The sequence below is a fragment of the Promicromonospora sp. AC04 genome (assembly GCF_003058225.1).
In the GTDB taxonomy this organism is placed as follows: Bacteria; Actinomycetota; Actinomycetes; order Actinomycetales; family Cellulomonadaceae; genus Promicromonospora.
Genome location: NZ_QBUG01000002.1, coordinates 89038 through 113768, shown reverse-complemented (window position 1 = coordinate 113768; position 24731 = coordinate 89038). Strand labels below are relative to the sequence as shown.

At 71.6% G+C, this 24731-nt stretch carries 24 protein-coding genes; 12 read left to right on the top strand and 12 right to left on the bottom strand.

The features are described from left to right. Positions 1-24 precede the first annotated feature (24 nt). Complete coding sequence (locus C8K30_RS06070) at positions 25-744, top strand: response regulator (protein ID WP_108492021.1); 720 nt, start codon at positions 25-27, stop codon at positions 742-744. A gap of 37 nt (positions 745-781) precedes the next feature. Here C8K30_RS06070 and C8K30_RS06065 read toward each other — a convergent pair whose 3' ends face one another. Both C8K30_RS06065 and C8K30_RS06060 read right to left on the bottom strand, forming a co-directional pair. After that, positions 782-1555 carry a DUF4118 domain-containing protein gene (locus C8K30_RS06065; protein ID WP_108492020.1) on the bottom strand — a complete coding sequence of 258 codons (774 nt, stop codon included), beginning with the start codon at positions 1553-1555 and terminating at the stop codon, positions 782-784. 132 nt (positions 1556-1687) lie between these two features. Next, the gene (locus tag C8K30_RS06060; protein WP_108492019.1) at positions 1688-2647 is read right to left on the bottom strand and encodes a DUF389 domain-containing protein; all 960 of its coding nucleotides are present in this window, start codon (positions 2645-2647) and stop codon (positions 1688-1690) included. Between the two features lie 298 nt (positions 2648-2945). On the opposite strand from C8K30_RS06060, the gene C8K30_RS06055 reads away from it, so the two are divergent. Beyond that, complete coding sequence (locus C8K30_RS06055) at positions 2946-4757, top strand: amino acid transporter (protein WP_199230410.1); 1812 nt, start codon at positions 2946-2948, stop codon at positions 4755-4757. A gap of 84 nt (positions 4758-4841) precedes the next feature. Here the strand turns inward: C8K30_RS06055 and C8K30_RS06050 are convergent, their stop codons facing one another. After that, complete coding sequence (locus C8K30_RS06050) at positions 4842-5513, bottom strand: GAP family protein (RefSeq protein WP_108492543.1); 672 nt, start codon at positions 5511-5513, stop codon at positions 4842-4844. Positions 5514-5696: 183 nt separating this feature from the next. Here C8K30_RS06050 and C8K30_RS06045 point away from each other — a divergent pair, with 183 nt between their 5' ends. After that, complete coding sequence (locus tag C8K30_RS06045; protein ID WP_108492017.1) at positions 5697-6620, top strand: phosphotransferase family protein; 924 nt, start codon at positions 5697-5699, stop codon at positions 6618-6620. 262 nt (positions 6621-6882) lie between these two features. Next, positions 6883-7458: a DUF5134 domain-containing protein gene (locus C8K30_RS06040; protein ID WP_146197368.1), complete on the top strand. Its 576-nt coding sequence runs from the start codon at positions 6883-6885 to the stop codon at positions 7456-7458. Between the two features lie 15 nt (positions 7459-7473). On the opposite strand, the gene C8K30_RS06035 is transcribed toward C8K30_RS06040, so the two are convergent. The 3 genes from C8K30_RS06035 to C8K30_RS06025 form a co-directional block, all read right to left on the bottom strand. Continuing rightward, positions 7474-7866 carry a BlaI/MecI/CopY family transcriptional regulator gene (locus C8K30_RS06035; protein ID WP_108492015.1) on the bottom strand — a complete coding sequence of 131 codons (393 nt, stop codon included), beginning with the start codon at positions 7864-7866 and terminating at the stop codon, positions 7474-7476. A gap of 99 nt (positions 7867-7965) precedes the next feature. Then, positions 7966-8187, bottom strand: coding sequence for a hypothetical protein (locus tag C8K30_RS06030; RefSeq protein WP_108492014.1), 222 nt, complete (start codon positions 8185-8187; stop codon positions 7966-7968). Positions 8188-8278: 91 nt separating this feature from the next. Further along, complete coding sequence (locus C8K30_RS06025; protein ID WP_233257014.1) at positions 8279-9331, bottom strand: DMT family transporter; 1053 nt, start codon at positions 9329-9331, stop codon at positions 8279-8281. 68 nt (positions 9332-9399) lie between these two features. Here C8K30_RS06025 and C8K30_RS06020 point away from each other — a divergent pair, with 68 nt between their 5' ends. The 4 genes from C8K30_RS06020 to metG all read left to right on the top strand — a co-directional run bounded on the left by C8K30_RS06020 (position 9400) and on the right by metG (position 14902). Then, positions 9400-10977 carry a PLP-dependent aminotransferase family protein gene (locus tag C8K30_RS06020; RefSeq protein ID WP_108492013.1) on the top strand — a complete coding sequence of 526 codons (1578 nt, stop codon included), beginning with the start codon at positions 9400-9402 and terminating at the stop codon, positions 10975-10977. 58 nt (positions 10978-11035) lie between these two features. Next, positions 11036-11956, top strand: a complete 921-nt coding sequence (locus C8K30_RS06015; RefSeq protein WP_146197367.1) for a hypothetical protein — start codon at positions 11036-11038, stop codon at positions 11954-11956. 81 nt (positions 11957-12037) lie between these two features. Beyond that, a complete protein-coding gene (locus C8K30_RS06010; RefSeq protein WP_108492011.1) occupies positions 12038-13108 on the top strand; it encodes a hypothetical protein in 1071 nt (356 codons plus the stop codon). 75 nt (positions 13109-13183) lie between these two features. Beyond that, positions 13184-14902 (top strand): methionine--tRNA ligase, encoded by a 1719-nt coding sequence (metG, locus tag C8K30_RS06005; RefSeq protein ID WP_108492010.1) that lies wholly within the window; start codon positions 13184-13186, stop codon positions 14900-14902. A gap of 99 nt (positions 14903-15001) precedes the next feature. Here the strand turns inward: metG and C8K30_RS06000 are convergent, their stop codons facing one another. Both C8K30_RS06000 and C8K30_RS05995 read right to left on the bottom strand, forming a co-directional pair. Then, the gene (locus tag C8K30_RS06000) at positions 15002-15457 is read right to left on the bottom strand and encodes a SufE family protein (protein ID WP_108492009.1); all 456 of its coding nucleotides are present in this window, start codon (positions 15455-15457) and stop codon (positions 15002-15004) included. Between the two features lie 41 nt (positions 15458-15498). Continuing rightward, positions 15499-16392 (bottom strand): sulfurtransferase, encoded by an 894-nt coding sequence (locus C8K30_RS05995; RefSeq protein WP_108492008.1) that lies wholly within the window; start codon positions 16390-16392, stop codon positions 15499-15501. A gap of 613 nt (positions 16393-17005) precedes the next feature. On the opposite strand from C8K30_RS05995, the gene C8K30_RS05990 reads away from it, so the two are divergent. Continuing rightward, positions 17006-17632: a hypothetical protein gene (locus tag C8K30_RS05990; RefSeq protein ID WP_108492007.1), complete on the top strand. Its 627-nt coding sequence runs from the start codon at positions 17006-17008 to the stop codon at positions 17630-17632. Between the two features lie 261 nt (positions 17633-17893). Here C8K30_RS05990 and C8K30_RS05985 read toward each other — a convergent pair whose 3' ends face one another. Further along, complete coding sequence (locus tag C8K30_RS05985; protein WP_108492006.1) at positions 17894-19606, bottom strand: von Willebrand factor type A domain-containing protein; 1713 nt, start codon at positions 19604-19606, stop codon at positions 17894-17896. Positions 19607-19911: 305 nt separating this feature from the next. Then, positions 19912-20325, bottom strand: coding sequence for a hypothetical protein (locus tag C8K30_RS30925; RefSeq protein WP_199230371.1), 414 nt, complete (start codon positions 20323-20325; stop codon positions 19912-19914). A 126-nt stretch (positions 20326-20451) separates the two neighbouring features. On the opposite strand from C8K30_RS30925, the gene C8K30_RS05975 reads away from it, so the two are divergent. The 3 genes from C8K30_RS05975 (at position 20452) to C8K30_RS05965 (ending at position 22910) form a co-directional block, all read left to right on the top strand. Continuing rightward, complete coding sequence (locus C8K30_RS05975) at positions 20452-21222, top strand: MerR family transcriptional regulator (protein WP_108492541.1); 771 nt, start codon at positions 20452-20454, stop codon at positions 21220-21222. 234 nt (positions 21223-21456) lie between these two features. Further along, the gene (locus C8K30_RS05970) at positions 21457-22281 is read left to right on the top strand and encodes a PfkB family carbohydrate kinase (RefSeq protein WP_233257013.1); all 825 of its coding nucleotides are present in this window, start codon (positions 21457-21459) and stop codon (positions 22279-22281) included. Then, positions 22272-22910, top strand: coding sequence for a nucleoside/nucleotide kinase family protein (locus tag C8K30_RS05965; RefSeq protein ID WP_108492003.1), 639 nt, complete (start codon positions 22272-22274; stop codon positions 22908-22910). Before C8K30_RS05970 ends, C8K30_RS05965 begins: the two co-directional genes overlap by 10 nt. A 31-nt stretch (positions 22911-22941) precedes the next feature. On the opposite strand, the gene C8K30_RS05960 is transcribed toward C8K30_RS05965, so the two are convergent. Together C8K30_RS05960 and C8K30_RS05955 are read right to left on the bottom strand one after the other, a co-directional pair. Continuing rightward, on the bottom strand, positions 22942-23571 hold the full coding sequence (locus tag C8K30_RS05960; RefSeq protein WP_233257012.1) for an Rv3235 family protein: 630 nt from the start codon (positions 23569-23571) through the stop codon (positions 22942-22944). 54 nt (positions 23572-23625) lie between these two features. Continuing rightward, positions 23626-24642 (bottom strand): hypothetical protein, encoded by a 1017-nt coding sequence (locus tag C8K30_RS05955; RefSeq protein ID WP_108492002.1) that lies wholly within the window; start codon positions 24640-24642, stop codon positions 23626-23628. Between the last annotated feature and the right edge of the window lie 89 nt (positions 24643-24731).

Below are 24731 nucleotides of genomic sequence, written 5' to 3'. Positions count from 1 at the left end.
GTAGTTGCGTGATGGGATGGTCCCGTGACCGGTGAGTCGGACGGCGAGGGCGAGCAGGCGGCGTTCGGCAACCGCGTGCTCGTGGTGGACGACGACGCCGCGCTGGCCCGCGCACTGACCATCAACCTGCGAGCGCACGGCTGGGACGTGACGGCCGCGCCGACGGGTGCGGCCGCGCTGGACGCCGTGGCGTCGGCTCGGCCTGACGTGGTGCTGCTCGACCTCGGCCTGCCCGACATGCCCGGGCTCGACGTCATCGAGGGGATCCGGGGCTGGACCCGGGTGCCGATAGTGGTGCTGTCGGCCCGGCAGCTCGGCGACGACAAGGTCGACGCCCTCGACGCCGGCGCCGACGACTACGTGACCAAGCCGTTCGCGATGAACGAGCTGCTCGCGCGGCTGCGCGCCGCCGTGCGCCGGGCCTTGCCGACGCAGTCGGAGGAGCCAGTGGTCATGGCGGGCGAGCTGCGGATCGACCTGGCCCGGCGGCAGGTGTCGCGTGGCGGGGCCGACGTGCGGCTGAGCCCGACCGAGTGGGCGCTGCTGGAGGTGCTCGTGCGCAACCGCGGCCGGCTCGTGGACCGCAAGCAGCTGCTGCACGAGGTCTGGGGTCCGGCGTACTCGACGGAGACCAACTACCTCCGCGTCTACACGGCGCAGCTGCGGCGCAAGCTGGAGAAGGACGCGTCGCACCCGCGCCACATCCTCACCCACCCGGGGGCGGGGTACCGGTTCGAGGAGTGACCCGGGCGCCTCGAGGTCGCCGGCACGCCGGCGATGGTCAGGTCGTAGCTTTTCCTTCGTCGCGCACGGCGGCGACCTGGTCAGCCAGGAGGACCGCGATCAATCGTTGTTCGCGAGTCGCGAAGGTCAAGCTCGACACCGCGGTGACCAGGAAGTGGCCGATGACCTCAGGGCCCCGACGCACCAGGACGGCGATGTACTCGTCGGTCGGCAGACCGACACGATCGACGTCGACCGCACGACCGTTCCGGGTCAGGACGCCGTCCTGGTCCAGGACGGCGTTGCGCGTGTCTCGCACCGGGCCCACGACGTAGGTGCAGTCGTCAGCGCCGAGCACGTCGGTGATCTGACGTGCGACGAGATCGATCACCGTTTCTCTGGGCATGCCCTCGGCCGCCGCGCGTGCGGCGCCAAGCACTCCCGCAAGGTAGCCGGAGCGCCGGGCAGCTCGTCGTTGCTGACGGTTCCCCCACAGAGCGATCTCCGTCACCACAAGACTGATCACGACGAGAAGAACGGTCGCTTCGATGTCGTCGGCGTCGGCGATGGTGAAGCGCAAGTACGGCTCGGTGAGGAAGAAGTCGAACCACGCCCCTGCCGAGAATGCGGCGAGGAGGGCGGCCGGCCGGTCACCGGTGGCCGCGGCAGCCACGACCAGCACGACCAGGACCAGCACCGACGTCGCAGCGGTGACATCGTCGCGGACCGTCGACAGGATCGCGCAAGCCAGCAGTGGTGCCAGCACCGCCGTCACCCGCACTGACGGACGCCACCACGCCGCTTGAGGCCATGCCGAGACGCTTCCGGTCATGCTGCTCCCCACCTCTACGTCAAGTTTCCCATCATGGTGGCGCTCACGGTGATCCCACGCGAGCGCTGGAACCTTCACGAGCAGCATCGCGACGCCGGGCTCCGCAGAGCGGGCGATGCCGCTGATCGACGGCTACCGGTCGCTCGTCACCATGGCACGGTGGGCGGCGGACCTTCCCTGGAAGCGCCACCAGGTGCGCTGGATCACGAGGCACAGCACCGCGCCGGCCACGATCATGGTGACGTTGATGGCGAACTGGGCCAGCGAGCCCACGGTCTCCTCGCCGACGCCGTAGGCGAGCGCGACGGCGGCGTTGCCCACGGCCGGGACCGTGGTCACGGAGATGAGCACGCCCACGAGGACGCCGGACCGGCCAGTGGTCAGCGAGATCATGCCGGCCGCCCCGGCGAGGGCGCCGACCACCCAGCTCAGTGCGTCGGGTGCCCAGATGAACGACGTCTGCGGCCGGTCGGCCAGCAGTGTCGCCTGGTCGGCCAGGCCCCACGCCTGCAGGAGCAGGGCCATGACGACCGACGCCGCGAAGCCGGCCCCGAACCCGGCCGCCAGCGTGGCCACGGCGCGCCCGGCAGTGCGCCAGCGCCGTCCGACCAGAGCTACCGAGATCGCGGCGAGCGGGCCGAAGTCGGGGCCGACCACCATGGCGCCGACGACGAGGATCGGCTGGTCGAACAGGACGCCGATCATGCCGATGGTCGTGGCCAGGGCCATGAGGGCGAGATAACCCAGCGAGGTGCGCGACTCGGCTTCCGTGCGGTCCACGACCTCGTGCCACACGAGCGCGTCCTCCGAGAGACCGGGGGCGGCGTCCTCCGCGCGCGTGGCGTGTTGTGACAGTGAGGTGTCCACCGCCTCCACCGCAAGGGAGCCCTCGCGGTGCAGGCCCATGTCGGTCAGCCGGTCCAGGATCGGGTGGAGCGCCTCGCGTGCGATGTCGGCCATGACGACGTCGCCCGGCGGGTCGACCGCGCAGTCAGGGAGCACCACCACGTTGGTCGCGGCGGGGCTGGACTTCAACAGGTCCACGACGTCGGCAGTGGTCGCGGACGGGCTGACCACACGCAGGTGTTGCATCACGCCGCAACCGTATAGGGCGAACGGCGTCGGACGGTCTGGTTACGGACTGCCTGCGACCACGGTCGTTCGCGTGGAGCGGACGAGACAAGCTGCGATTGGCGTCAAGGTTCCGTTAAAGCCGCGCCAAGGTGCCCGGCACCTCTGTTTGACTCAGCCAGTGAATGCGCGCACTTCGGCCCCGCTCCTGAGCCGGCTCAACACCTGGCTCCTCGCCGACGGACCTCAGCGGCCAGAGCATCTGGGGCCCCACGCCGACCAGCGTGAGCCGGAGAAGACCCACTCGTGGTGGAAGGTCATGTGCCTGACGGGCGTGGACTACTTCTCCACGCTTGGCTACCAGCCAGGGATCGCGGCGGTAGCCGCAGGGCTGCTCTCCCCGGTGGCGACGCTCGTGCTCGTGGCGCTCACCCTCCTCGGCGCGCTGCCCGTCTACCGCCGGGTGGCCGCCGAGAGCCCGCACGGCCAGGGCTCGATCGCCATGCTCGAGCGGCTCCTCACCTTCTGGAACGGCAAGCTGTTCGTGCTGGTCCTGCTGGGCTTCGCCGCTACCGACTTCGTCATCACGATCACCCTGTCCGCCGCCGACGGCGCCGCGCACGTCGTCGAGAACCCGCACGTGGCGGAACTGTTCCACGGTGGCGAGATGTGGATCACGCTGGGCCTGATCGCCCTGCTCGGCGCGGTCTTCCTGCGCGGGTTCACCGAGGCGATCGGGGTGGCCGTCGCGATCGTCGCGGTCTACCTCGCCCTGAACGTCGTGGTGATCGCCGTCTCGCTGGTGCACGTCGTCGCCGAGCCGTTCGTCATCACCGCCTGGTCCACGGCGCTCATCACGCAGCACGGCAACCCGGTCATGATCGTCGCGCTCGCCCTGCTCGTCTTTCCCAAGCTGGCACTGGGTATGTCCGGCTTCGAGACGGGCGTAGCGGTCATGACCCACGTCAAGGGCGACCCGGGCGATACGGAGGCCCGGCCCGCCGGCCGCATCCGGAACACGAAGAAGCTCCTCACGGCCGCGGCGATCACCATGAGCTGCTTCCTCCTGGCGAGCAGCGTCGTGACCACGTGGCTCATCCCGGCCGAGGAGTTCCAGGACGGCGGGGCGGCGTCGGGCCGGGCGCTCGCGTTCCTGGCGCACCAGTACCTGGGCGACTGGTTCGGCACCGTCTACGATGTGTCGACCATCGCGATCCTGTGGTTCGCCGGGGCGTCGGCCATGGCCGGCCTGCTCAACCTCATCCCGCGGTACCTGCCGCGCTACGGCATGGCCCCCGAGTGGACGGCGGCGGTGCGGCCGCTGGTCGTGGTCATCACCGCCATCGCCTTCCTGATCACCTGGATCTTCGACGCCGACGTCAACGCGCAGGGCGGCGCCTACGCCACCGGTGTCCTGGTGCTGTTCTCGTCCGCGTGCGTGGCGGTCACGCTGGCGGCGCGCCGCGCCGGGCAGCACCGGCTCATGTGGGCGTTCGCGGTCATCACGGTCATCTTCCTCTACACCACCGCCGTGAACGTCGTGGAGCGGCCCGACGGCGTCAAGATCGGCGCCTGCTTCGTGCTCGCCATCGTCGCCGTCTCCCTGGCCTCCCGCCTCACCCGCGCGTTCGAGCTGCGCACCACGCACGTCGTCCTCGACCACCGTGCGGAGGCGTTCCTGCGCGACTGCGCCCGGCGCAGCATCCGCCTGGTCGCCAACGAGCCCGAGGAGCGCGACACCGCCGAGTACCTCGCCAAGGTGGAGCAGATCGTCGAGGACAACGACCTGCCCGACGAGAACGACATCATCTTCGTCGAGGTCACCGTCACCGACCCCTCGGACTTCGAGTCCGTGGTCGAGGCCCACGGCGAGGTCCGCGACGGCCGGTTCCGGGTGATCACCATGGAGGCGCCGAGCGTTCCCAACGGCCTGGCCGCGCTGCTCCTGCACGTCCAGGCGCACACGGGCGTCAAGCCGCACATCTACTTCGAGTGGACCGAGGGCAACCCGGTGCCGAACCTGCTGCGGTTCTTGCTGTTCGGCGTGGGCGAGGTCGCCCCCGTCACGCGCGAGGTCCTCCGCCGGGCCCAGCCCGACCGCGCGCTGCGCCCGCACGTGCACGTGGGCTGAGGCGCTTGCCGGTTGTCGGCGCACTGCGCGGTCGGATCGGCCTGGCCGTGCGGCCGGCGAAGGAGCTCACCGGAAGTTGGTGCATCACAGGACGGAGATGCCGTCTCCCAGCATCTTCGCGCCGATGACCAGGAGCAGGACGGCCATGATCGCCGCGTTGTTGTGGATCATCCACGTCTTCAGCTCATCGAGGACCTGGGCCGCCCGGGCCCCCATGGAGAAGTAGATGACGACCGGCGTGACCACGCCGGCGCTGGCCACCACCGCGAACACGATCGAGGCCACGACCGTCGCTGTGGTGTCCGCGGGCTGCGCTGCCGCGATGGCCACTCCACCGGACACGGTCAGGAGCAGGTTCTTCGGGTTGACGGCGCCGAGCAGCACCGCGAGCCCGGCGGACTTCACCGGAGTGAACTGCTCGATGGCCGCCATCCACTTCGGGGCCGGCGGCTCGGCGCCGTGCCGTGGCCTGCCCTGCCACTGCCGCACGCTGAGGAACAGCAACAGGACACCGAGGACGACCTTCAGCCAGCCCGTCCACGCGGCGGGCCCGTCGTCGTCGGGCGCAGCGGTCCCGGCCAGCAGCGCGACCACGCCGACCAGTACGAGGACTGCCAGGAACCAAGCGACCACGAACGCCAGCGCGTTCGCACGCGCCCGCTCGCTGACAAGCATCAGCACGACCGCGACGATCGGCAGGGGACTGACGAGCACTCCCACCGCAATGGGCAGGGACTGACCGATCGCCGCGCTCACACCGGCCACCTCCATCCGGGACGGACCTGGCCGTCCAGATCCGATCGGCCACCCGGCCGACGCTAGGCAACCGGTGGTCGGGCCGAGTCACCCGAACAGGGTGACCGTCCGGGCGGACCCGCGCCCCGTAGGCACCGGGTAATTCCGGTGCGTCGACGAACCGCGAACCCTAGATTGCGTGGCGTGAACCTCTCGCATCTCGGGACGCCGATCGGGCCGATGACCCGCGTCCACGGCGGGTTCGCCAACCGGATGTACCGGCTCGACACCGACCAGGGATCGTTCGCGGTGAAGGAGCTCAACGTCGTCGACCGCCGCTCGACCTACCACGTCGAGGACGTGTTCAGGTTCGAGCGGGCGGCCTTCGCCGCCGGCGTCCCGATGCCGGAGCCGATCTCGGCCAGCCACGACACGCTCGTCCACCGGTGGGTCGAGGGAGAGAAGATGCCCGAGGCGCCGGTGTCGGCGGCGTACGGGTCCGAGATCGGTGAGATCCTCGCGCGCATCCACGCGCTCGACGTCGAGTGGACCCACGTGCCGATCGAGGACCCGACGGCACGGGACTGGCCCGAGCTGGCCGAGCGGGCGGCGGCGACCGGGCAGCCGTGGGCCGACGAGCTCGCCTCCCACGTCGAGACGTTCCTCGCGATCGCCCGCTTCGTCGACACCTGCGAACGGCCGGGCCCCGTCGTGCTGACCCACAAGGACGTCCAACCGTGGAACCTGCTCGCTCGAGACGGTCGGCCGGTACTGCTCGACTGGGAGCTCTCGGGGATGCTGGACCTGTCCGGTGAGCTCGGCTCGACCGCGCTGAGCCTCGCGAAAGGACCTGGCTTCGACACCATCGAGCCCGCCATCTTCCGGTCGGTCCTCGACGGGTACGTCGCGGGGGGCGGGACGCTGCCGCCGTCGGGCCCGAGCTGGTTCGTCTTCATGATCGGCGGCTGGCTCGGGCACACGAGGTGGAACATCCTCCGCTGCCTCGCCGGCGCCGAGGCGACCACCGGTCCCGACCTCGCGTTGTCGCACGAGTCCGCGCGCAACGGCATTCGCGGTCTCCCCGACATGTTCGGCCGGCTTCCGGAGCTCGAGGCGCTGCTCGGGTGACGGCGCGTCGTTTCCGTGCTGGGTGCATTGTGAAACGCGCGCTCCCGATCCATCTCGCGGCGACGCCGCTGCCTGACGGGGTGCGGACCGGATCGGCGTCTTCACGACCCCTTCCGCGTCTCGCGGCTGATAAGTTCGATTGGGTCGGCTCCTGGTGTATCAACCGGAGATCTCATCTGTAGTGCATCGTGGAGAACACAGGGGGCCGCCAGTGACGTCGGACCCGGTCGTGCAGTGGGCCGTAACAGGTGTCTTCATCGCGTTGAGCGCTCACTCCCTCTGGCGCCTGGTCGCCGCCCGGAAACCGTTCGTCGGGCTGGGCTACCTGTTCCACCTGGGTATGAACCTCGGCATGGTGGTCATGGTGTGGCCGTGGTGGACCCGGCTACCGGCCCTTCCGCAGCTCGCGTTCTTCGTCGTGGCGGTGGCGTTCTTCGCGGCTGCCGCGGGGTGGCACGCGGTCGACGCGCTGTCCCAGGGCCCGGCGACGGGCCGACGGCGGACGAGTCATCACCGGGACGCCCGGGCTCAGGCGGTGCACGCCGTCATGATGCTGGCGATGGTGTGGGCGGTGGCGGTCATGAGCCGGACGCACTCCGTCGGGGCCCAGCACATCGGTCACGGGGCGGGCCGCGCGCAGCTGGGCACCTGGGCGACCGTCGCGGGAGCGGTGCTCGCCGCGGCGCTCGTGGCCGGCGGCGCCCTGTTCCTCGTCTACCTCGCCCGGCACCTGCGTGAGCGCGGCTCGGTCCTGGACCGCACCGGCACCGACTACCTCGCGAGCGCTCTCGCGAGCTTCGGGACGGTCGCCATGTGCGGGCTCATGCTTGTCGGCTGACCGGCCACCGCCGGCTCACCCTGCCTGACGCCTGCGCAGGGCGTGCCTCGGCCGCAGCGCACGTTCCAGCGTCTCGACGTCCCGCGCGGTCAAGTGGTCCGCGAACCGGACAAGTGCTTCCTCGCGGTCACCCGTGCCTTCGAGCGCCGACAGCATCGCCGCTCCCGCGCGTTCGCCGTCCGACCGGGTCGGCCTGAAGCGGACCTTTCGGGGGGAGGTCGCGATCCGGACCACCTCGCCCTTTTTCTGGAGCCGATCGAGCACCGTCAGGAGCGTCGTGTACGCCGGGACGTGACCGTCCCCGAACGCCTCCTGGATCACTCGCGCTCCGATCGCACCCTCGTGATCCCACAGGATGCGCATGACCTCCGCCTCGAGCTGACCGCGCTCGCGAGTCCTGCCAGACATGTTGCCCTCCTGGCAGGACCCTACTCCTCAGGTGACTGCCCACTCGGTAGTGGGCAGCCACCTGCGGCGTCGTCCGGTGAGTCGGACCCTGGCCCGGGGTCAGGCCGGCAGGAGCGCAGGCGCGTCCAGCGCGCCGCTGCGGGCCTGCTCCACCAGGTCTTCGAGCTGGTCCTGGCTCATCTGGATCCGCTGCCCGAAGTCGTCGGTGATCACGATCCGCTTCTCGGGCTCGGCGGTCGGGTCGACGAACAGCTCCGGGCAGCCGCAGTCGCACTTGCCGCAGAACGTGGCCACATGAACAAGCTGAGGGTTGTCGCTCATATTTGTCTCCTCTGCATGGAACGAATGGAACGGACTGGTACCGGGCTCGCGCGATGCCCTCTACGAGGGTCACGTATATCTCTACAAGACGTCAAGATGTGGAGGGTGTGGACCGGGCAGGGCCCGTGCGCATCCCCAGCACGACGCCGGCGACCACCACGGCGACGCCGAGCCACACGACCGGGCCGGGCACCGGGCCGCCCAGCAGCACGCCGCCCACCGCCGACGCCACGGGCACCACCCCGGTGAACAGCCCGGCGCGCCCCGGGCCGATCCGGCCGACCGCCGTGTACCAGAGCAGGAACGCCACGACGGTGACGGACAGCGCGAGGTGCAGCGTGGCGGGCACGTGCTCGGCCCGCAGGGTCAGGACGGCGGATGGGCCCTCCGTCGTCAGGGTCAGCGCCCACAGGGCCACCGCCGCGATCCACACGGCGTGGAGCGAGACGCCGTGCGGCCCGAGCCGGCGCAGCACCGGCACCGCCAGCAGCGTGAACCCGGCCTCGCAGACCAGCGTGAGGGCCGCGTAGCCCAGCCCCGCGGCGTCCGTGCGTCCGCCACCGGTGACCAGGACGGCGCCCAGCGTCACCACGAGCGCGGCGACCACCACCGACGGCGTGGGCCGGGTCCGCCCGAGCAGCGGCCCCACCAGCGCAAGCAGCACGGGCACGGCGGCGACCGCCACACCGATCACCGCGGGCTCGGCGTGCGCGACGCCGCGCACGACGCCCACGTTGAACAGCACCAGCCCGCTCAGCGCCACACCCACCAGCCATGCCCACTCCCGGCCGCGCGGCACGGGAACCGCCCGGCCGGTGGCCCGCAGGACCAGCAGCAGCGCCAGGGCCGCCAGCGTGTACCGGACGGCCTGCACGGCGAAGAGCGGCGCGTCGGCGAGCACCCCCGACACCGCTACCTGGCTGCCCACCAGCGCCATGCCGAGCCCCGCGAACAGCGGGCCCGACCAGGACCGCGCATGCGGGCCCGGTCGGGTGCTGCCGTCGGTGCTGTTGTGCGTGCCGTTCGCGGTGCCGTGCTCTGCGCCGGCGGGTCCGACGGCGTCGCCGGGTCCGACGGCGCCGGCCGGTCCGACAGCGCCGCCGGGTCCGGGGGACTCCGCCGCCGGTCGCGTCCTGGTTGTCATGCCCGCGAGCCTGCCTGCGCTTTGGTATACCTGACAGAGCCAAGATCGTGTCTTTCGAGGGGACCAAGATGGTTGGTGCCGACTTCCTCCAGCTCGACCCCGCCCAGGCCCGCCCCGGGAGCCTGACAGCGTGGCTCGCCGAGGCCGTGCGGGGCGCGGTGGCCGACGGTCGTCTCGCCCCGGGCGACCGGCTGCCCGCCACCCGCGTGCTGGCCGACCAGCTCGGCTGCTCACGCGGAGTGGTGGTCGACGCCTATCGGCGGCTCACGGACGAGGGCCTGCTGTCGGGTCGGCACGGTGGTGGCACGACGGTCCGTTCCGCCTGGGCACCGTCGTCCGACTCGTTGGCGCGGCTCGCCGGCCCCGGAGCGCGCCCCGCCGACCCCGGAGCACAGCCCGCCGGTGCGAGGACGCGGCCGGCCAGCACTGGGGTACGGCCCGCCGGCGTCGTCGGGCACGCTGCGCCGTCGGGCATGGCGAGCGCGATGCCGCCGGACCTGACCGGCCCGGACACCTCGGCAACCAACCTCATCGACCTCTCACCCGGCCTGCCCGACCTGTCCGCCTTCCCGCGCGCCGCCTGGGCTCGCGCCGAGCGCGCGGCGCTGAGCGGCCTGGCATCGAGCGAGCTCGGCTACGGCGACCCGCGCGGCCTGCCCGCGCTCCGCGAGGCGCTGGCGGGCTGGCTCGCCCGGACGCGGGGGCTGCGCGCGCACCCGGACGACATCCTCGTGGTCACCGGGGTGTCGCAGGGCCTGATGCTCCTCGCCAGGGCGCTCAGCCTCCGCGGAGCGAGCCGGATCGGGTTCGAGGACCCGGGCTCGTTCGGCGCGCGCGAGCACCTCCGGCGGTGGGACCTGGAACCCGTTCCCGTCCGGGTGGACCAGGACGGGCTCGACGTGGAGGCACTCGCCAGCACAGGGCTCGACGCCGTCCTGGTCACGCCCGCGCACCAGTTCCCCACGGGCGTCGTGCTCGCTCCGGACCGCCGCCGGGCCCTGATCGCCTGGGCGCGAGCCGGGCCGCCGTCGGGCCCCGGCGGGCTGCCCGGACGCCTGGTCATCGAGGACGACTACGACGCCGAGCACCGCTACGACCGCCCGCCGGTCCCGGCGTTGCGCGCCCTCGCACCCGACCACGTGGTGCACCTGGGCAGCGTCTCCAAGACGCTGGCCCCGGCCATCCGGATCGGCTGGCTGCTCGCGCCCGCCGCACTCCAGTCCGAGCTCGTCGAGGCCCGGTACTGGACCGATCTCGCCAGTCCCGCGCTGCCCCAGCTCGCGCTGGCGCACTTCATCACCTCGGGCGGGTTCGAGCGGCACCTGCGCCAGGTCCGACGTCGGCACCGCGCCCGCCGCGACGCCCTGCTGACGGCGCTCGCGGCCCACCTGCCCGGCGGCACCGCCCACGGCGTGGCCGCCGGCCTGCACCTGCTGGTCACGCTGCCGGGCGTCGACGACGCCGCCGTGGCCCGACGGGCTGCCGAGGCCGGGGTTCGAGTGCACCCCCTGTCGGCGCACCGGGTGGGCGACGGGCCGCCCGGGCTGGTGATCGGCTATGCCGCGAACACCCCGGACCGGCTGCACGAGGCGGTGCGCCGGATCGCGGGGATCGTCAACCCCGCACCAGTCGCCACAGCGAGGTGACCTCCCGGCGGTGCGGAACCCTCTCCGGTTGCCCGCCGCACGCTGGCAGACTGTCGCCGTGGAGAACATGTCGACCCGGTTCGCGCAGCACTGGGCCCAGGAGATCTCGCCGACGGCGTTCTGGCGGCGGACCGCGGAGCTGGACCGACAGGTGTTGCGAGGGTTGCCCCACTACGCGGCCGCCGTCGACGCAGTCGTGGGCGACTACCACGTCGAGGTCCGGGACGCGCGGACGGAGATCGACGCTCGGACTCGCCGCGTGGATCCCGCGGTGGCCGATCTCCGTTCCCCGCGGCGTACCGTCGGCACCGTGCTCGGCGCGCTCGGCATCGGTGGTGCGTTCGCGTTCTTCTTCAGCCGAGCCGACTTCGACCTGGTCGCCGTCCTCCCGTGGTCGTCGGCGTTCCTCGCGGCCGGGACCGTCGGTGTACTGATGGCGCTGCTCCCGGTCCGACGCTCGGCCCCGGCCACGCGTGGTCTCGTCCAGCGTTCGTGGTTGCTCGCGGGCTTTGCCACCGCCGCGGCGGTCGCTCCGCTCTTCTTCATCACCTTCTCGGAGCTTCCGGGGGCGGCACGCACCTCGCTCGGCGTGAACCTCGTGCTCGCCGGGGTTTGCTGCGCGGCGTCCGCGCTGGTCACGGTGACCTGGCTCCGTCTCGGAACGGAGGAGCACAGTGCCGTCGAGCGCCAGGTCGACGACGTCTCCGCGCAGCGCGAAGCAGTCGCCGAGTCCGCGCTGACCCGGTACCGCACCAGCCTTGAGGAGCTCCACCGAGACCTTGCTGCCGAGGAGCGGGAAATGCTGCACGGGGCGTACACCGCGGCGGGGGAGACCCTCGTAACGCGCGGCGTCGTCGACACGGTGGACCAGGTGTGCTCGCACGTCCCTGGGATGCTCATGCTCCAGGCGATCGCCGCCGCCACGATCCGCAACCGGACCGTCGTCCTCGTACCGCACCTGGCCCCGCCGCAGCGCTGACACACGCCGACCGACCCAGGTGAGTCGCCCGCCCGCGATTTCTCCTCGTCAGGGCGCGCGGGCGGTTGGCATGATCGCCGCATGACCCGCGTCCGACCCACCTGGCCAGACCTCCCCGCGCACGTACGCGACGCCATCGTCGCGAAGCTCGGCGGCCCGGTCACAGCGTGGGCGTCGCACGACGGCGGATACTCGCCCGGCTGGGCGCTCTCGCTGGAGTCGGCGTCCGGCAGCGCCTTCGTGAAGGTCGCCTCGACCGAGTACGAGGTCGCGGCGCGCCTGCACCGCCGCGAGGCCCAGCGCGCCGCGGCGTTGCCCGACGGCGTCCCCGCGCCCGCCTTCCGCTGGATCATGGAGCTGCCCGACGCCGGTGCGGCGGACCGTGCCGCGGTGGACCGTGCCGTGGTTGACCGCGGTGCGGTTGACCCTGGTGCGGTGGAGCCTGCCGTGGTTGACCGCGGTGCGGTTGACCCCGGAGTGGCGGATCCCGCGTGGGTGGTGATCGCGTCCGACGTCGTCCACGGGCGGGTGCCCCGCACCGAGCCGTGGGACCTGGACGACCTCGACCGCCTGCAACACCTCGCTTGCCGCATCGCCGAGCACGAGGTCCCGGCCGGCGGCGTTTTCCCCGCCTTCAGCGACAAGGTATGGCCTGACGCCGCCCTGCTGGCCGACGAACGACCGGCCGGGCTGACGACCTACGATCCCTGGCTCGCGGCGAACCTCGACCAGGTCGCCGCGCTGGCCGCGCCCGAGCGGCAGGCCGAGGCGTTCGCCGGACCGCACCTGGTGCACGCCGACCTGCGCGCCGACAACGCGCTCATCGTCCGGCGGCCGGCCGGGGAGGAAGCGGTGGCCGTCGACTGGCCGCACGCCCTGCGCGGTGCGCCGTTCCTGGACCAGACCGGCATGCTCCCGGCCGTGCACGCCACCGGTGGCCCCGCCCCGCACGAGGTCCTGGAGCGGACGCCGCTCCCGAACGGTTTCGACCCCGAGGCCGTCACCGTCTGGGTGGCGGTGCTGACCGCCTACTTCGCGCGAAACTCCCTGCAGGACCCGCCGCCCGGCATCCCGCACCTTCGGGCGTTCCAGCGGATCCAGGCCGAGGCGTGCATCCCGTGGCTGCGTGACCGCATCAACAACGCTGAGTAACTAGTCTTGGGCGACGGCTCGCTCCGCGCGCCGTCGGATCCAGGACCAGAACCTACGAAATTGGAGCATCCAGCGATGGCTCGCCACCTTGTCACCAGTGCGCTTCCGTACATCAACGGCATCAAGCACCTGGGGAACATGGTCGGGTCGATGCTCCCGGCCGACGTCTACGCGCGGTACCTGCGGCAGCGCGGCCACGACGTGCTGTACATCTGCGCCACGGACGAGCACGGCACGCCGGCCGAGCTCGCGGCGGCCGAGGCGGGCCTTCCGGTCGCGGAGTTCTGCGCGCAGGCGCACGAGACGCAGAAGAAGATCTACGACGGCTTCGGGCTGTCGTTCGACTACTTCGGGCGGAGCTCGTCGGCGCAGAACGCCGAGACGACGCAGCACTTCGCGCGCCGCCTGCACGAGAACGGCTTCATCGAGGAGCGCGCGATCCGGCAGGTGTACTCGCCGGTCGACGGCCGGTTCCTGCCCGACCGCTACGTCGAGGGCACGTGCCCACACTGCGGGTACGACCGGGCGCGCGGCGACCAGTGCGAGAACTGCACGCGCGTGCTGGACCCCACCGACCTGATCGAGCCCCGCTCGGCGATCAGCGGCTCCACCGACCTGGAGGTGCGCGAGACCAAGCACCTGTTCCTGCTCCAGTCGAAGCTCCAGGGCGAGGTCGAGGCGTGGATCGACCAGAACAGCAAGGACTGGCCCCTGCTGTCGACGTCGATCGCGCGCAAGTGGCTCACCGAGGGCCTCCAGGACCGCGCGATCACGCGTGACCTGGAGTGGGGCGTGCCCGTCCCGGCCGACACGTGGCCGGAGCTCGCGGCGGAGGGCAAGGTCTTCTACGTCTGGTTCGACGCCCCGATCGAGTACATCGGCTCCACCCAGGAGTGGGCGGACGCCGCCGCGCCGGGCGAGACCCGGGACTGGAAGTCCTGGTGGTACGAGGCCGACGACGTGCGCTACACGCAGTTCATGGCCAAGGACAACGTCCCGTTCCACACGGTGATGTTCCCCGCCACGCAGCTCGGCGTCCGCGAGCCGTGGACCATGGTCGACTACGTCAAGGGCTTCAGCTGGCTGACCTACTACGGCGGCAAGTTCTCGACGTCGCAGAAGCGGGGCGTCTTCACCGACGCCGCGCTGGAGATCCTGCCGGCCGACTACTGGCGGTACTTCCTGGTCGCGAACGCGCCTGAGTCCGACGACTCGTCGTTCACGTGGGAGCACTTCGCCGGGACGGTGAACAAGGACCTGGCGGACACGCTCGGCAACTTCGTCAACCGGGTCCTGACGTTCTCCGCCAAGCGGTTCGGGGACACCGTCCCCGCGGGCGGCGAGCCGGGTGCGGCCGAGGAGCGGCTCGGCGCGGAGGTGGCCCGGCTCCTCGCGGAGCTCGAGGAGCACATGGAGGCCCTCCAGTACCGCAAGGCCACGAACGCGCTGCGCGCGCTGTGGTCGGCGGGCAACGCGTACCTCGTCGAGAAGGAGCCCTGGAAGCAGGTCAAGGTCGACCCCGAGGCCGCTGCGGTCTCGCTGCGCACCGCGATGAACCTGATCCACCTGTACGCGGTGGTCTCCGAGCCGTTCATCCCGGAGACCGCCGCGACGCTCCGCGGCGTGTTCGCCCTCGACACCGACGCCACGACCTGGTTCACCCCCGAGGCCGCGACGTCGCTCGACGCCGTCCCGCCCGGGACGGCCTTCACCGTCCCGCCGGTCCTGTTCGCCAAGATCACCGACGAAGACCTGGACGCCTACCGCGACCGCTTCGGCGGCGGCGAGGCCTGACACCAGAAAGTCCGCCTCCAGCAAGCAGTTAGGCCTGGTAATCGCGAGGTTTTCAGGCCTAACTGCTTGGTGGAAGCGGACTTTCCGCGACCGCGCGGCTCAGACCTGCGCCGCCGCGAGCTGCTCCCGGACCTGGCGCTTGGCGCGGGTCAGCATGCCCGCCATGCCGTTCAGGCGCAGCGGGCTGACCAGCTTCGTCAGACCGAACTGCAGCGGGAAGTCCTCCGGCACGTCCAGCACCTGCTGGGCGGTCAGCCCGGTCAGGCCCTGCGCCAGGATCGACGCGAAGCCCCGCGTGGTGGGCGCCTCCTCCGGTGCGGTCGCGTGGAAGGCGACCACTCCGGCGTCGTCCACCTCGGCGAAGGCGTAGACCGGGGACTGGCACTCCTGGACCCGCTCCAGTCGCTCCGGCGCGTCCGCGTACCTGTCGGGCAGTGGCGGCAGCTCGCGCGACACCTCCAGCAGCAGCTGGAGGCGGTCGCGCTCGGGCGTGTCCAGGAAGGCGTCCCGGAGCTCGGCGAGGGCCTCGGGCAGGTCGACGTCGTTGGTGCTCATCTCTTCATCCTCCCACCGCTCGTCCGCCGGTCGTGGCGGCGTCAGACGGTGCCTGCCTCGGCGCCCGTGGCGACCGGGACCCGTACTGCGTTACCCCACTCGGTCCACGAGCCGTCGTAGTTGCGCACGGCTGTATAGCCGAGCAGGTAGGTGAGCGCGAACCAGGTGTGGCTGGAGCGCTCGCCGATGCGGCAGTAGGTGATCACTGCGTCGTCCGCGCTCAGGCCCAGGCCGGACGTGTAGATCGCGTCGAGCTCCGCGCGCGTCTTGTAGGTGCCGTCCTCGGCGACCGCCGTCGCCCACGGGACGTTGCGCGCCGTCGGGATGTGGCCGCCGCGCAGCACGCCCTCCTCCGGGTAGTCCGGGATGGCGATGCGCTCGCCGGTGTACTCCTGCGGGGAGCGGATGTCGACGAGCGGGCCGTTGCCCAGGTGCGCCAGGACATCCTCGCGGAAGGCGCGGATCGTGGTGTCGTCGCGCTCGACCGTCGGGTACTCGACCGGCGCGGGCGCCGGGACGTCGGTGGTGAGCTCGCGGCCCTCGGCGCTCCAGAGCCCGCGGCCGCCGTCGAGCAGGCGCACGTCCGAGTGGCCGAACAGCGTGAAGACCCACGCCGTGTACGCGGCCCACCAGTTGTTCTTGTCGCCGTACAGCACGATCGTGGTGTCGCGCGTGATGCCCTTGCTGCCCATCAGGGCGGCGAACGCCGCGCCGTCCAGGTAGTCGCGCATCTCGGGGTGCTGCAGCTCGGTGTGCCAGTCGACCTTTACAGCGCCCGGGATGTGCCCGGTCTCGTAGAGCAGGACGTCCTCGTCGGACTCGACCACGACGATCCCCGGGTCCTTCAGGCGCTGGGCCAGCCAGGTGGTGCTCACGAGGCGTTCGGGGTGGGCGTACTGCGCGATCTTGTCCGACGGGTCGATGGGGGCGGGCATGATTCCTCCTCGTAGAGCGCGTGCACTGACAAGAGGGGCAACACGGGGCCGCGTCAAAAAGATCCCGGGTTGCTCGACGGCGGAGTGGTCGGCCGCAACCGCACCGACGGTCACGACAGCTGCCGCTCCAGCACGCCCGGGTGCGCCCACGCTCGCGCCGACTGCGGCCCGCCCGGTTCCGCCAGAGGGGCCAGGTGCGTCCACGCCGCCACGAGGCCGCGACGACGGGGTCGATCCCGTCGGGCTCCTGCGCGCCAGCAGAACCGACGAAGCTCTCATATGCCGCGCGAACCCAGATCGCGTCCCGGTGTGGCACCTGCGTCATGCTGCCCCCGAACCTGTCCCGACGCCGTTGTCGAACCACGCCAGTGTAGGCACCGGACCATGGTCATCAACAGGTCGTCCACCGTTATCCCCAAGTTATCCACCGTCTCAGGGCGGTTTTCCACAGATCACAGATGCATTACGGCTTCGCCGCGCGAGACCGAGAAAGTAGTCCTAGCGTCATTCGCACCGGTTGTTTAGCGGGCCTCGAGTCCGACAGTTTGTTTTCATCGAACTCTCTTTGGGGGAAGAGTTGAACACCGTCGCTTTAGTCAGGCCGGAACCCACCATGTCAGGAACGGACGAAGAGCCGGGCGACAGTCCGGCTCTCCAACTACCCGAGCTCGCGCCGGCTCAGCTCCCCGCGCTGCCGGCGCTCGACACACCCGAACCTCCGCCCCTCGATCTGGCCGGTGCCCGCGGCCGCCGGCGCTGGACCTTCGGCGCGGCGATGGTCACCGGTGTCGCAGTCGCGATCAGCCTCTGGGCCGTGTCGGCCCGCGCCGACGAGGCCAGCCACCTCCTGACCCTCGCCGCCCAGATCGACAGCCAGGTCACCAGCACCTCCGCCCGCTCCCACGACCTGGCCGCAGTCATGGACACGGCCGAGCGGGTCTACGAGCACTCCGCCGGCCAGGTCGCGGACCCCGCCACCCGTGACGTCCTCGCCCAGGCGCTCGCCGAAGCCCGCCAGGCCGTGGCCCAGCGCATGACCGATGCCCCGCCGACCTCCGTGACGCAGGCCCGTACCCTGCTCGCCCAGGCCACCCACATGGAGAGCTCGCTCGACTGGGCCACGGAGGACCTCCGCGTCGCCGTCGACATGGTCCAGCAGTCGCAGGGCGCGCAGGGCGTCCTGGACTCCCGGGATCCGGTCGGCAACCGGACGCAGCTCACGTCGCACGACGGATCCTGACCGATCCGCGTCACCCGGCTCTCGGTCAATCGGTCCGCATCGAGAATGACCTCGGGCGCCAGAATGCGCCCAGATCGGTAACCAAAGGCATTCTCGAAGCGGGACAGATCCCGGAGAAGTCCGTGATTCTGCAGCGATCACGGTCGGCCGAAAATTCCGCGACCGACCACAGGTCGAAAACAACTTCCCGTGCATTCTGTATGTCTTTCGATGCGCCGCGTCGAAATCACAGGGCGTGGAGAAGGCCGAGCAAGGTCGAGATCACGCCAGGCCGCGGTAGGCGTCCACCAGGTCGACGAACTCCGCCCGCAGCCCGTACGGGTCCTCGCCCAGGGCGCCAGCCGCCCGCTCTTGGACCGCGTCGAGGTTCGCCCCGGCCTTGTACTCGGAGCCCGTGGCGATCAGCCCGAGCTCGGCCACCGCCGAGGCGAAGGCGAAGTCCGCCGTCGGTGTCGTCGTGAACGCGTCGGCGCCGACGGGGAACTCGACCTCGGTGCTGGCAGCGGTGCCGGTGGTGGTCTCGTTGCCGCCCGGCTCCTTGTACCGCACGTGCACGGTCATGAAGTCGTCGCTCGTGCCGACCTCCCGGTCGGAGTACTTCAGCTCGCCGTCGTCCGAGGTGTCGTCGCCGTCCGCGTCTGCAGGGACCAGCTCGTAGAACGCGGTGACGGAGTGCCCCGCCCCGACGTCGCCCGCGTCCTTGGTGTCGTCGTCGAAGTCCTCGTCCTCAAGGCGCCGGTTGTCGTACCCGATCAGCCGGTAGGAGGCGACGGCGGCCGGGTTGAGCTCGACCTGCAGCTTCAGGTCCTTGGCCACCACGAACATGGTCGAGCCGTACTCGTCGACCAGGACCTTGCGCGCCTCGGCAAGGGTGTCGATGTAGGCGTAGTTGCCGTTCCCGTGGTCGGCGATCGCCTCCATCGTGTTGTCCTTCAGGTTGTACATGCCGAAGCCCAGCACGGACAGGTAGACCCCGGACTCGCGCTCGGTCTCGATCAGCTCGGTGAGCTCCTCGGGCGTGGACGGGCCCACGTTGAAGTCGCCGTCGGTCGCGAGGATCACCCGGTTGTTGCCGCCCTCGACGAAGTTCTTCTCGGCCAGCTCGTACGCCGTCCGCAGCCCGGCCGCCCCGCCCGTGGACCCGCCGGCGCGCAGCGACCGCAGGTGGTCCACGAGCACGCCGTGCTCCGAACCCGGCACCGAGTCCGCGACCACCTGGTTGTCGCCCGCGTAGGTCACTATCGACACCCGGTCGTCCTCGTCGAGCTGCTCCACCAGGAGTGCGAACGACTCCGCAAGCAGCGGCAGCTTGTTCGGCTCGTCCATCGACCCGGACACGTCCAGCAGGAAGACGATGTTGTTGCCCTCCGACGTCGGTATCGCCTCCGTGGCCTGCACGCCCACCATCGCGAGCTGGTGTTCCGGGTTCCACGGCGCCCTCGCTACCTGGGTCGACACCGAGAACGGGTGCTCCGCACCGGCGTCGGGCGCCGGGTAGTCGTAGTCGAAGTAGTTGACCAGCTCCTCGATGCGCACGCCCTCGGGCGCCACTCCCTGGTTCACCTGGCGGCGCAGGTTCGAGTACGACGCCGTGTCGACGTCGGCCGAGAACGTGGACAGCGGGCTCGTGGCGACGTCCTGGAACGGAGTCTCGGGGGAGTCGTCGTACTCCTCCTGCTCCTCGATCAGCTGCCGCTGGTCTGTCGCGGGGCCGGTCTGCGCCGGCCCTGGGAGCAACGGCGCGGCCTCGGCGCCGCTCAGCGCCTCCGTGTCGCTGGGCGCCTCCAGGGCCGGAGCCGGCAGCTCCGCCGAGTCGACGGTGGTCTCTGACGGCTCGCCCTGGGCGGTGCAGCCCGTGAGTGCCAGCACCACGGTCAGCGCCGCGGCCAGCGGCACCATCAGTGGCACCGTCGGTGGCACGGCTCGCGGTCGTGCGCCTGCGGTGCGGTGGGTCCGGTCGGGTGCGGGGGTCATGGGGACGCCTCTCATCGTGGTCTGGGCAGGGTGGTCCGGGCAGGGTGCCCGGCTCGTCGTGTCCGGCTTCGTCGGTCCGCCGATCTGTCCTCTGCAGTCCATTTGTCCCGTCGCCCGCGCGGCTTGCGCCGCGAGGTCACGGTCCGGTTGCAGCTATCTGCAACCCAGACCTTCACCGAGGTGGCCCGCGGCGACGCCGACGACGCCGACGAGATCGACCGGGCCCCCGACGCCGCGCACGGCGCCGCGCCGACCTGGGGACGCGCGTCGGTCACGCAGCACGCGACGATCTCGATGCGGATCGGTCAGTCGGGGGACAGGGCCACGACGCCGTCCACCGTCGCGAGGAAGAACGCGGCGACCGCGAGGTCGTGCTCCGCGGCCGCCGCGCGGAGCGCCACCCGCCAGGCGTGGTCCTCGAACGAAGCCGCCGCCGAGCCGGGCCGCTCGAGCATGAGCAGGATCGACGCACCGGGCTCGCCCTGCAGGATCTCGCGCCAGGCGCTGCCCAGGTCGTTCACCATGTGCGGGTCGGGCTCGTCCGGCACGTGGTCGACCGGGACGATCACCGGCAGCGGACGGCGCTCGCCGTCGAGCATGACGAACCAGAGCGTGCGGCGGCGGGGCGTGACGTCGTCGTGCAGGAAGTTTGCGAAGGCGAGCAGCGCGGCGTCGTCGACTAGCGGTTGATCCGGGATGATCTCGTTTGATGATGTCATGCGGCTCAGTATTACCCCGCTGGCTGCCGCCGGGCCGTTATCCACAGGTGGTCATCGCCAGCGCCGCGCGCCCGTTGAAAAATAGGGGTTGAAGTTGACGCGGCGTCAACCTCTACCGTGGTGCACATGCAATGGTCCATCCAGGAGATAGCGCGGCTGACCGGCGTCACGAGCCGGACGCTGCGCCACTACGACGCCGTCGGGCTGCTGCCCGCCGCCCGGACGACGGCGAGCGGCCCGCGCCGCTACGACCGCACCGCGCTGGTGCGGCTGCAGCGGATCCTGCTGCTGCGCGACCTCGGGCTCGGTCTCGGCGACATCGCCGAGGTGCTCGACACCGACCAGGGCGAGGCGGAGGCGCTACGCACCCATCTCGTCTCGTTGCGGGCGGAGCAGGACCGGCTGGCGCGGCAGATCGCGTCGGTCGAACGGACCGTCGCAGCTCTCGAGAAGGACCCGGACACGAAGGAGGACATCATGGCGAAGGACATGTTCGACGGTTTTGACCACACGCAGTACGAGCAGGAGGTGACCGAGCGCTGGGGCCGCGACGCGTACCAGAAGAGCGACGCGTGGTGGCGCGGGCTTGGTGAGCAGGGGCAGCAGCAATGGAAGGCGCGGCTGGAAACGCTGATCAAGGCCTGGACCGACGCGGCGGAGGCGGGCCTGGACCCGGCTTCGGACGAGGCACAGGCGATTGCCGCCCGGCACGCCGAGTGGCTCGTCGCCGTCCCCGGCACGCCCGGCCACGAGCAGGGTCGCCCCGACCGGGGCTACCTGCTCGGCCTGGCCGACATGTACGTCGCGGACGAGCGGTTCGCCGCGAACTACGGCGGCACCGAAGGGGCGACGTTCGTTCGGGACGTGCTGCGCGTCTACGCGGACCAGGTCTACTGAGAGGCTCCGCCGGTGGGCAATGACGTTGCCCACCGGCGGGACCCCCAAGGACGGCGAGCGCCGAGCTCTTTACGGGTGTCAGCGGCGCCGCGGAGGTATGGTCGGCCTGGTCGTCGTCATGTTTGCGCGGTATGCCCGGTCTCTGACACTCGGTTTCAAAGGTAGCCTCTGCACATGTCCGACGCTCCAGCCGAAGCTCATCAAAAACTGCCTGTGACCTGCTGGTTTGCTGGTTTGGCGACGCTGGATGTGATCCATCGCAGCGCCGTCCGGCCGGGGCCCAACCAGAAGGTCACGGCTGTCCGTCAGGACGTGTCGGCGGGCGGTCCCGCGGCAAACGCCGCGGTCACGGCCGCGACGCTCGGGGCGCGGGCGCTGCTGATCAGCGCGATGGGTTCGGGTCCGGTTGCCTCGGCCGCACGGGGCGACCTGGAGCGCCACGGCGTGGAGATCCTCGACGCGGCGGAGGGGCGCGAGATTCCCCTCGCCGTGTCGGCCGTGATGGTCGACCAGGAGACCGGCGACAGGTCGGTGGTCTCGCCCGACGCTGCCCTCGCCGCCGGCTTCGACGTCACGCACGCAGCCCTCGACGCTCTGCCCCGGCCCGACGTCGTCCTGCTCGACGGCCACCATCCCGACCTGGCCAGGAGCGTGCTCGCGTACGCGAAGTCCCTCGAACCCCGCCCCCTGATCGTGCTCGACGCCGGCCGGTGGCGCCCGGTCTTCGCCGACCTCCTCGGCTCGGCGGACGTCACGGCCCGGTCCGCGGACTTCCGCGCGCCGGACGGTGTCGAGCAGTCCCGAGCCGTCGTCGCGACGCACGGTCCCGGGCCCGTGACCTGGTGCGACAAGGACGGCCGGCGCGGATCCACCGACGTGCCGACGGTCGCCGTGCGCGACACCCTCGGCGCGGGGGACGCCTTCCACGGCGCGCTGTCGGTGGCGCTCGCCCGAGGCGCCGGCCTGGAGGCCGCGGTCGAGGAGGCGGTGCGGGTCGCGACCATCCGGGTGCAGTACGTCGGCCCTCGCTCCTGGCTGGAGCACCTGTCGTGCGCCTGACCACCGGCGAGCTCGTCGAGCGCGCGGCCGGGCTCGCCGCCGAGGCCGCTCGGGCGGGCGGGGCGCGTGTCCTCGGGATCACCGGACCGCCCGGCGCCGGGAAGTCGACGCTGGCCACCGCCCTTGCCGCGGGCCTCCCGTCCGGCACGGCCGTGGTGGTCGGCATGGACGGCTTCCACCTGTCGAACAGGGTCCTGGAGGCCCACGGCAGCCGCGCCCGCAAGGGCGCGATCGACACGTTCGACGACGCCGGTTACGCCGCCCTGATCGACCGGATCGCGGACCGTCGGCCGGGCAGCCCGCCCGTCTACGCGCCGGAGTTCCGCCGCGAGATCGAGGAGCCGATAGCGGCCGGCACCGCCGTCACCGACGAGCCCCTGGTGATCACGGAGGGCAACTACCTCCTCGCCCCCGGCGGCGCCTGGCCCGCGGCCCGCGCCCGGATGGCAGAGGTCTGGTACATCGACCTGCCCGACGCCGAGCGCCTGCGGCGCCTCGTCGCGCGCCATCGGGCCTTCGGCAAGCCTCCGTCCGACGCCGAGGCGTGGGCGCGTGGTTCCGACCAGCGCAACGCGGACGTCATCGCGACCACCCGGGACGCCGCCGACCTGATCGTCGAGTGGGCGTAGCCGGCGCGGATCCGTGCCCGGCCGAAGCTGCTCAGCCGATCTCCAGGACCGCTACCCGCCAGACTCCCCGCCGCGCCTCCAGCCGGACCGCGGCGGCGCGCACCCGGCCCTCGTCGTGCAGGATCACAGTCGCCTCCGCCGACGTCGCGCCCAGCCGGACCATCCGCACGCGCCGGACCACCGCCGCATGCGCCTTGGGCCGAGGCGGCCGCACCTGCCGGGCCTCCCGCATGAGCCGGCCTCGTTCCAGCAGCTGGTCGTAGACCTGCGGCGTGACCCAGCGCGCGAGCTGAGCCGCGGGACGCTCGCCGCGGAGCACCTCCACGGCGGCGCGGACCACGCGGCACACCTGCGCGGTGGGGTCGGGCAGGGTGGGGTCCGGCTCGGGTACCGGGCGTCCGGACAGTGCTTCGAGGGCCGCGGCCGCGTTCTGCAGCTCGGGGTACGGCGTGCCGCCGATCCGCATGCGCCGCAGCCGCTGACCGATCCCCGGCCCGGTGACGGGTCCGACCGGCGGTGTGACAGGCCGCCGGGTCGGCGTCACCGTGCTGCTGGTGGTGCGCGGCGCCGTGCCGATGGCGAGTTGCGCCGGGGCCGGGGCCGGGGTGTCGGGACGGGGCCGCGCGGGTGCGGTCTCGGGCGGGACGTCGAGTGTGGTCACGCGGGATCTCCTGGGGACGATGCGGATCGGGAGCCGGTCGGGATGGTGGAGCTGTCAGGGCCGATGCAGCGCTGTGCCCGGAAGGATCAGGTCGGGGTTCGTGCCCAGCACCCGGCGGTTGGCGTCGTGCCACTGAGCGACCGCCTCGGCGATCTCGGCGTCGGACGGCGCGGTGTCGGTGTGGTCGACGCCGTCGCCAGCGGTGGCCGGTGTCGTGGCGTGCCGGTCCGCTGCGAGCTGGTCCGCGGCGATCGCCCACAGGGTGTCGCCTGACTCGACCACGACCAGCGGCTCACGCACCGATCCCGTGTGCCCGCCCCGGTTTACCAGCGACGATCGATCGGGTGCGGGATCGTGCAGCGGCGACACGGAGCGGCTCCGTGTGCGGTTGGCCGGCGGTTCCTGATCGGTCGCTCTCCCACCGGTCTTCTGCTCACGGGTCTTCTGCTGGCTGGTCTTCTGCTGGTCGGTCGCCTTCCGGTCCGTCGTCTCGTGGCTCGTCGGCTGCCAGCCGAGGTCGAGCACGACGGCGGGCCCGGCGTCCGCCGCCGCGGGGGTTCCGGGTGGGTCGGGCAGGGCCATCGCCGTGGGGGTTGTGAGTGCGAGACCGAGCCCGGCGCCCGCGGCCACGCGAGCGAGGCGGCGCACCACTGCCGGTGCGTGCCGCGCCACGGTCCGTTCGCCCGCCGCCCAGCGCACGCCGCGCCGATCCGCAAGGACGCACGTCAGCGCGACGAGCGCGTGCAGCCCGACCCAGCCCGCAACCACCGTGCCGACGGCGACCGCGGCGAGCTCGACGATGTCCTCGATCGGGAAGAGCGCCGAGCCGAGGCCCGCGCCGACCTGCCACGTGCGCGCCCCGAGCGCGCCGGCCGCCGCGGTGAGCGCGGCGCCGACGGCAAGCAGTCCGAGGAGCCCGCGCCTGGTGCCCGCCGTGTTCCGCGGCCCGTTCTCCGTCGTGTTCTCGGCCGTGTCTGCGATGCCCGCCGGTAGCCGGTCTCCCTGAGGCTCCGCCCGGCGATCCCTGACGCGACCCGCGGAAGGTGTGTGGTTGAGGGCATTGGTCGACATGGTTCCCCCTGCAGTATCCGATTTCGAACATGATGAGCCCATCAGGCGATGTTGATGCCTGTTGATGTTGTCCGGCGATCGATATTCAA

What these genes read in the sequence shown, in the direction of transcription:
- C8K30_RS06065 (WP_108492020.1), bottom strand. Translation starts at nt 1,555, where the DNA reads ATGACCGGAAGCGTCTCGGCATGGCCTCAAGCGGCGTGGTGGCGTCCG.
- C8K30_RS06060 (WP_108492019.1), bottom strand. Translation starts at nt 2,647, where the DNA reads ATGCAACACCTGCGTGTGGTCAGCCCGTCCGCGACCACTGCCGACGTC.
- C8K30_RS06055 (WP_199230410.1), top strand. Translation starts at nt 2,946, where the DNA reads ATGTGCCTGACGGGCGTGGACTACTTCTCCACGCTTGGCTACCAGCCA.
- C8K30_RS06035 (WP_108492015.1), bottom strand. Translation starts at nt 7,866, where the DNA reads ATGTCTGGCAGGACTCGCGAGCGCGGTCAGCTCGAGGCGGAGGTCATG.
- C8K30_RS06030 (WP_108492014.1), bottom strand. Translation starts at nt 8,187, where the DNA reads ATGAGCGACAACCCTCAGCTTGTTCATGTGGCCACGTTCTGCGGCAAG.
- C8K30_RS06025 (WP_233257014.1), bottom strand. Translation starts at nt 9,331, where the DNA reads ATGACAACCAGGACGCGACCGGCGGCGGAGTCCCCCGGACCCGGCGGC.
- C8K30_RS06020 (WP_108492013.1), top strand. Translation starts at nt 9,400, where the DNA reads ATGGTTGGTGCCGACTTCCTCCAGCTCGACCCCGCCCAGGCCCGCCCC.
- C8K30_RS06010 (WP_108492011.1), top strand. Translation starts at nt 12,038, where the DNA reads ATGACCCGCGTCCGACCCACCTGGCCAGACCTCCCCGCGCACGTACGC.
- metG (WP_108492010.1), top strand. Translation starts at nt 13,184, where the DNA reads ATGGCTCGCCACCTTGTCACCAGTGCGCTTCCGTACATCAACGGCATC.
- C8K30_RS06000 (WP_108492009.1), bottom strand. Translation starts at nt 15,457, where the DNA reads ATGAGCACCAACGACGTCGACCTGCCCGAGGCCCTCGCCGAGCTCCGG.
- C8K30_RS05995 (WP_108492008.1), bottom strand. Translation starts at nt 16,392, where the DNA reads ATGCCCGCCCCCATCGACCCGTCGGACAAGATCGCGCAGTACGCCCAC.
- C8K30_RS05990 (WP_108492007.1), top strand. Translation starts at nt 17,006, where the DNA reads ATGTCAGGAACGGACGAAGAGCCGGGCGACAGTCCGGCTCTCCAACTA.
- C8K30_RS05985 (WP_108492006.1), bottom strand. Translation starts at nt 19,606, where the DNA reads ATGACCCCCGCACCCGACCGGACCCACCGCACCGCAGGCGCACGACCG.
- C8K30_RS30925 (WP_199230371.1), bottom strand. Translation starts at nt 20,325, where the DNA reads ATGACATCATCAAACGAGATCATCCCGGATCAACCGCTAGTCGACGAC.
- C8K30_RS05975 (WP_108492541.1), top strand. Translation starts at nt 20,452, where the DNA reads ATGCAATGGTCCATCCAGGAGATAGCGCGGCTGACCGGCGTCACGAGC.
- C8K30_RS05955 (WP_108492002.1), bottom strand. Translation starts at nt 24,642, where the DNA reads ATGTCGACCAATGCCCTCAACCACACACCTTCCGCGGGTCGCGTCAGG.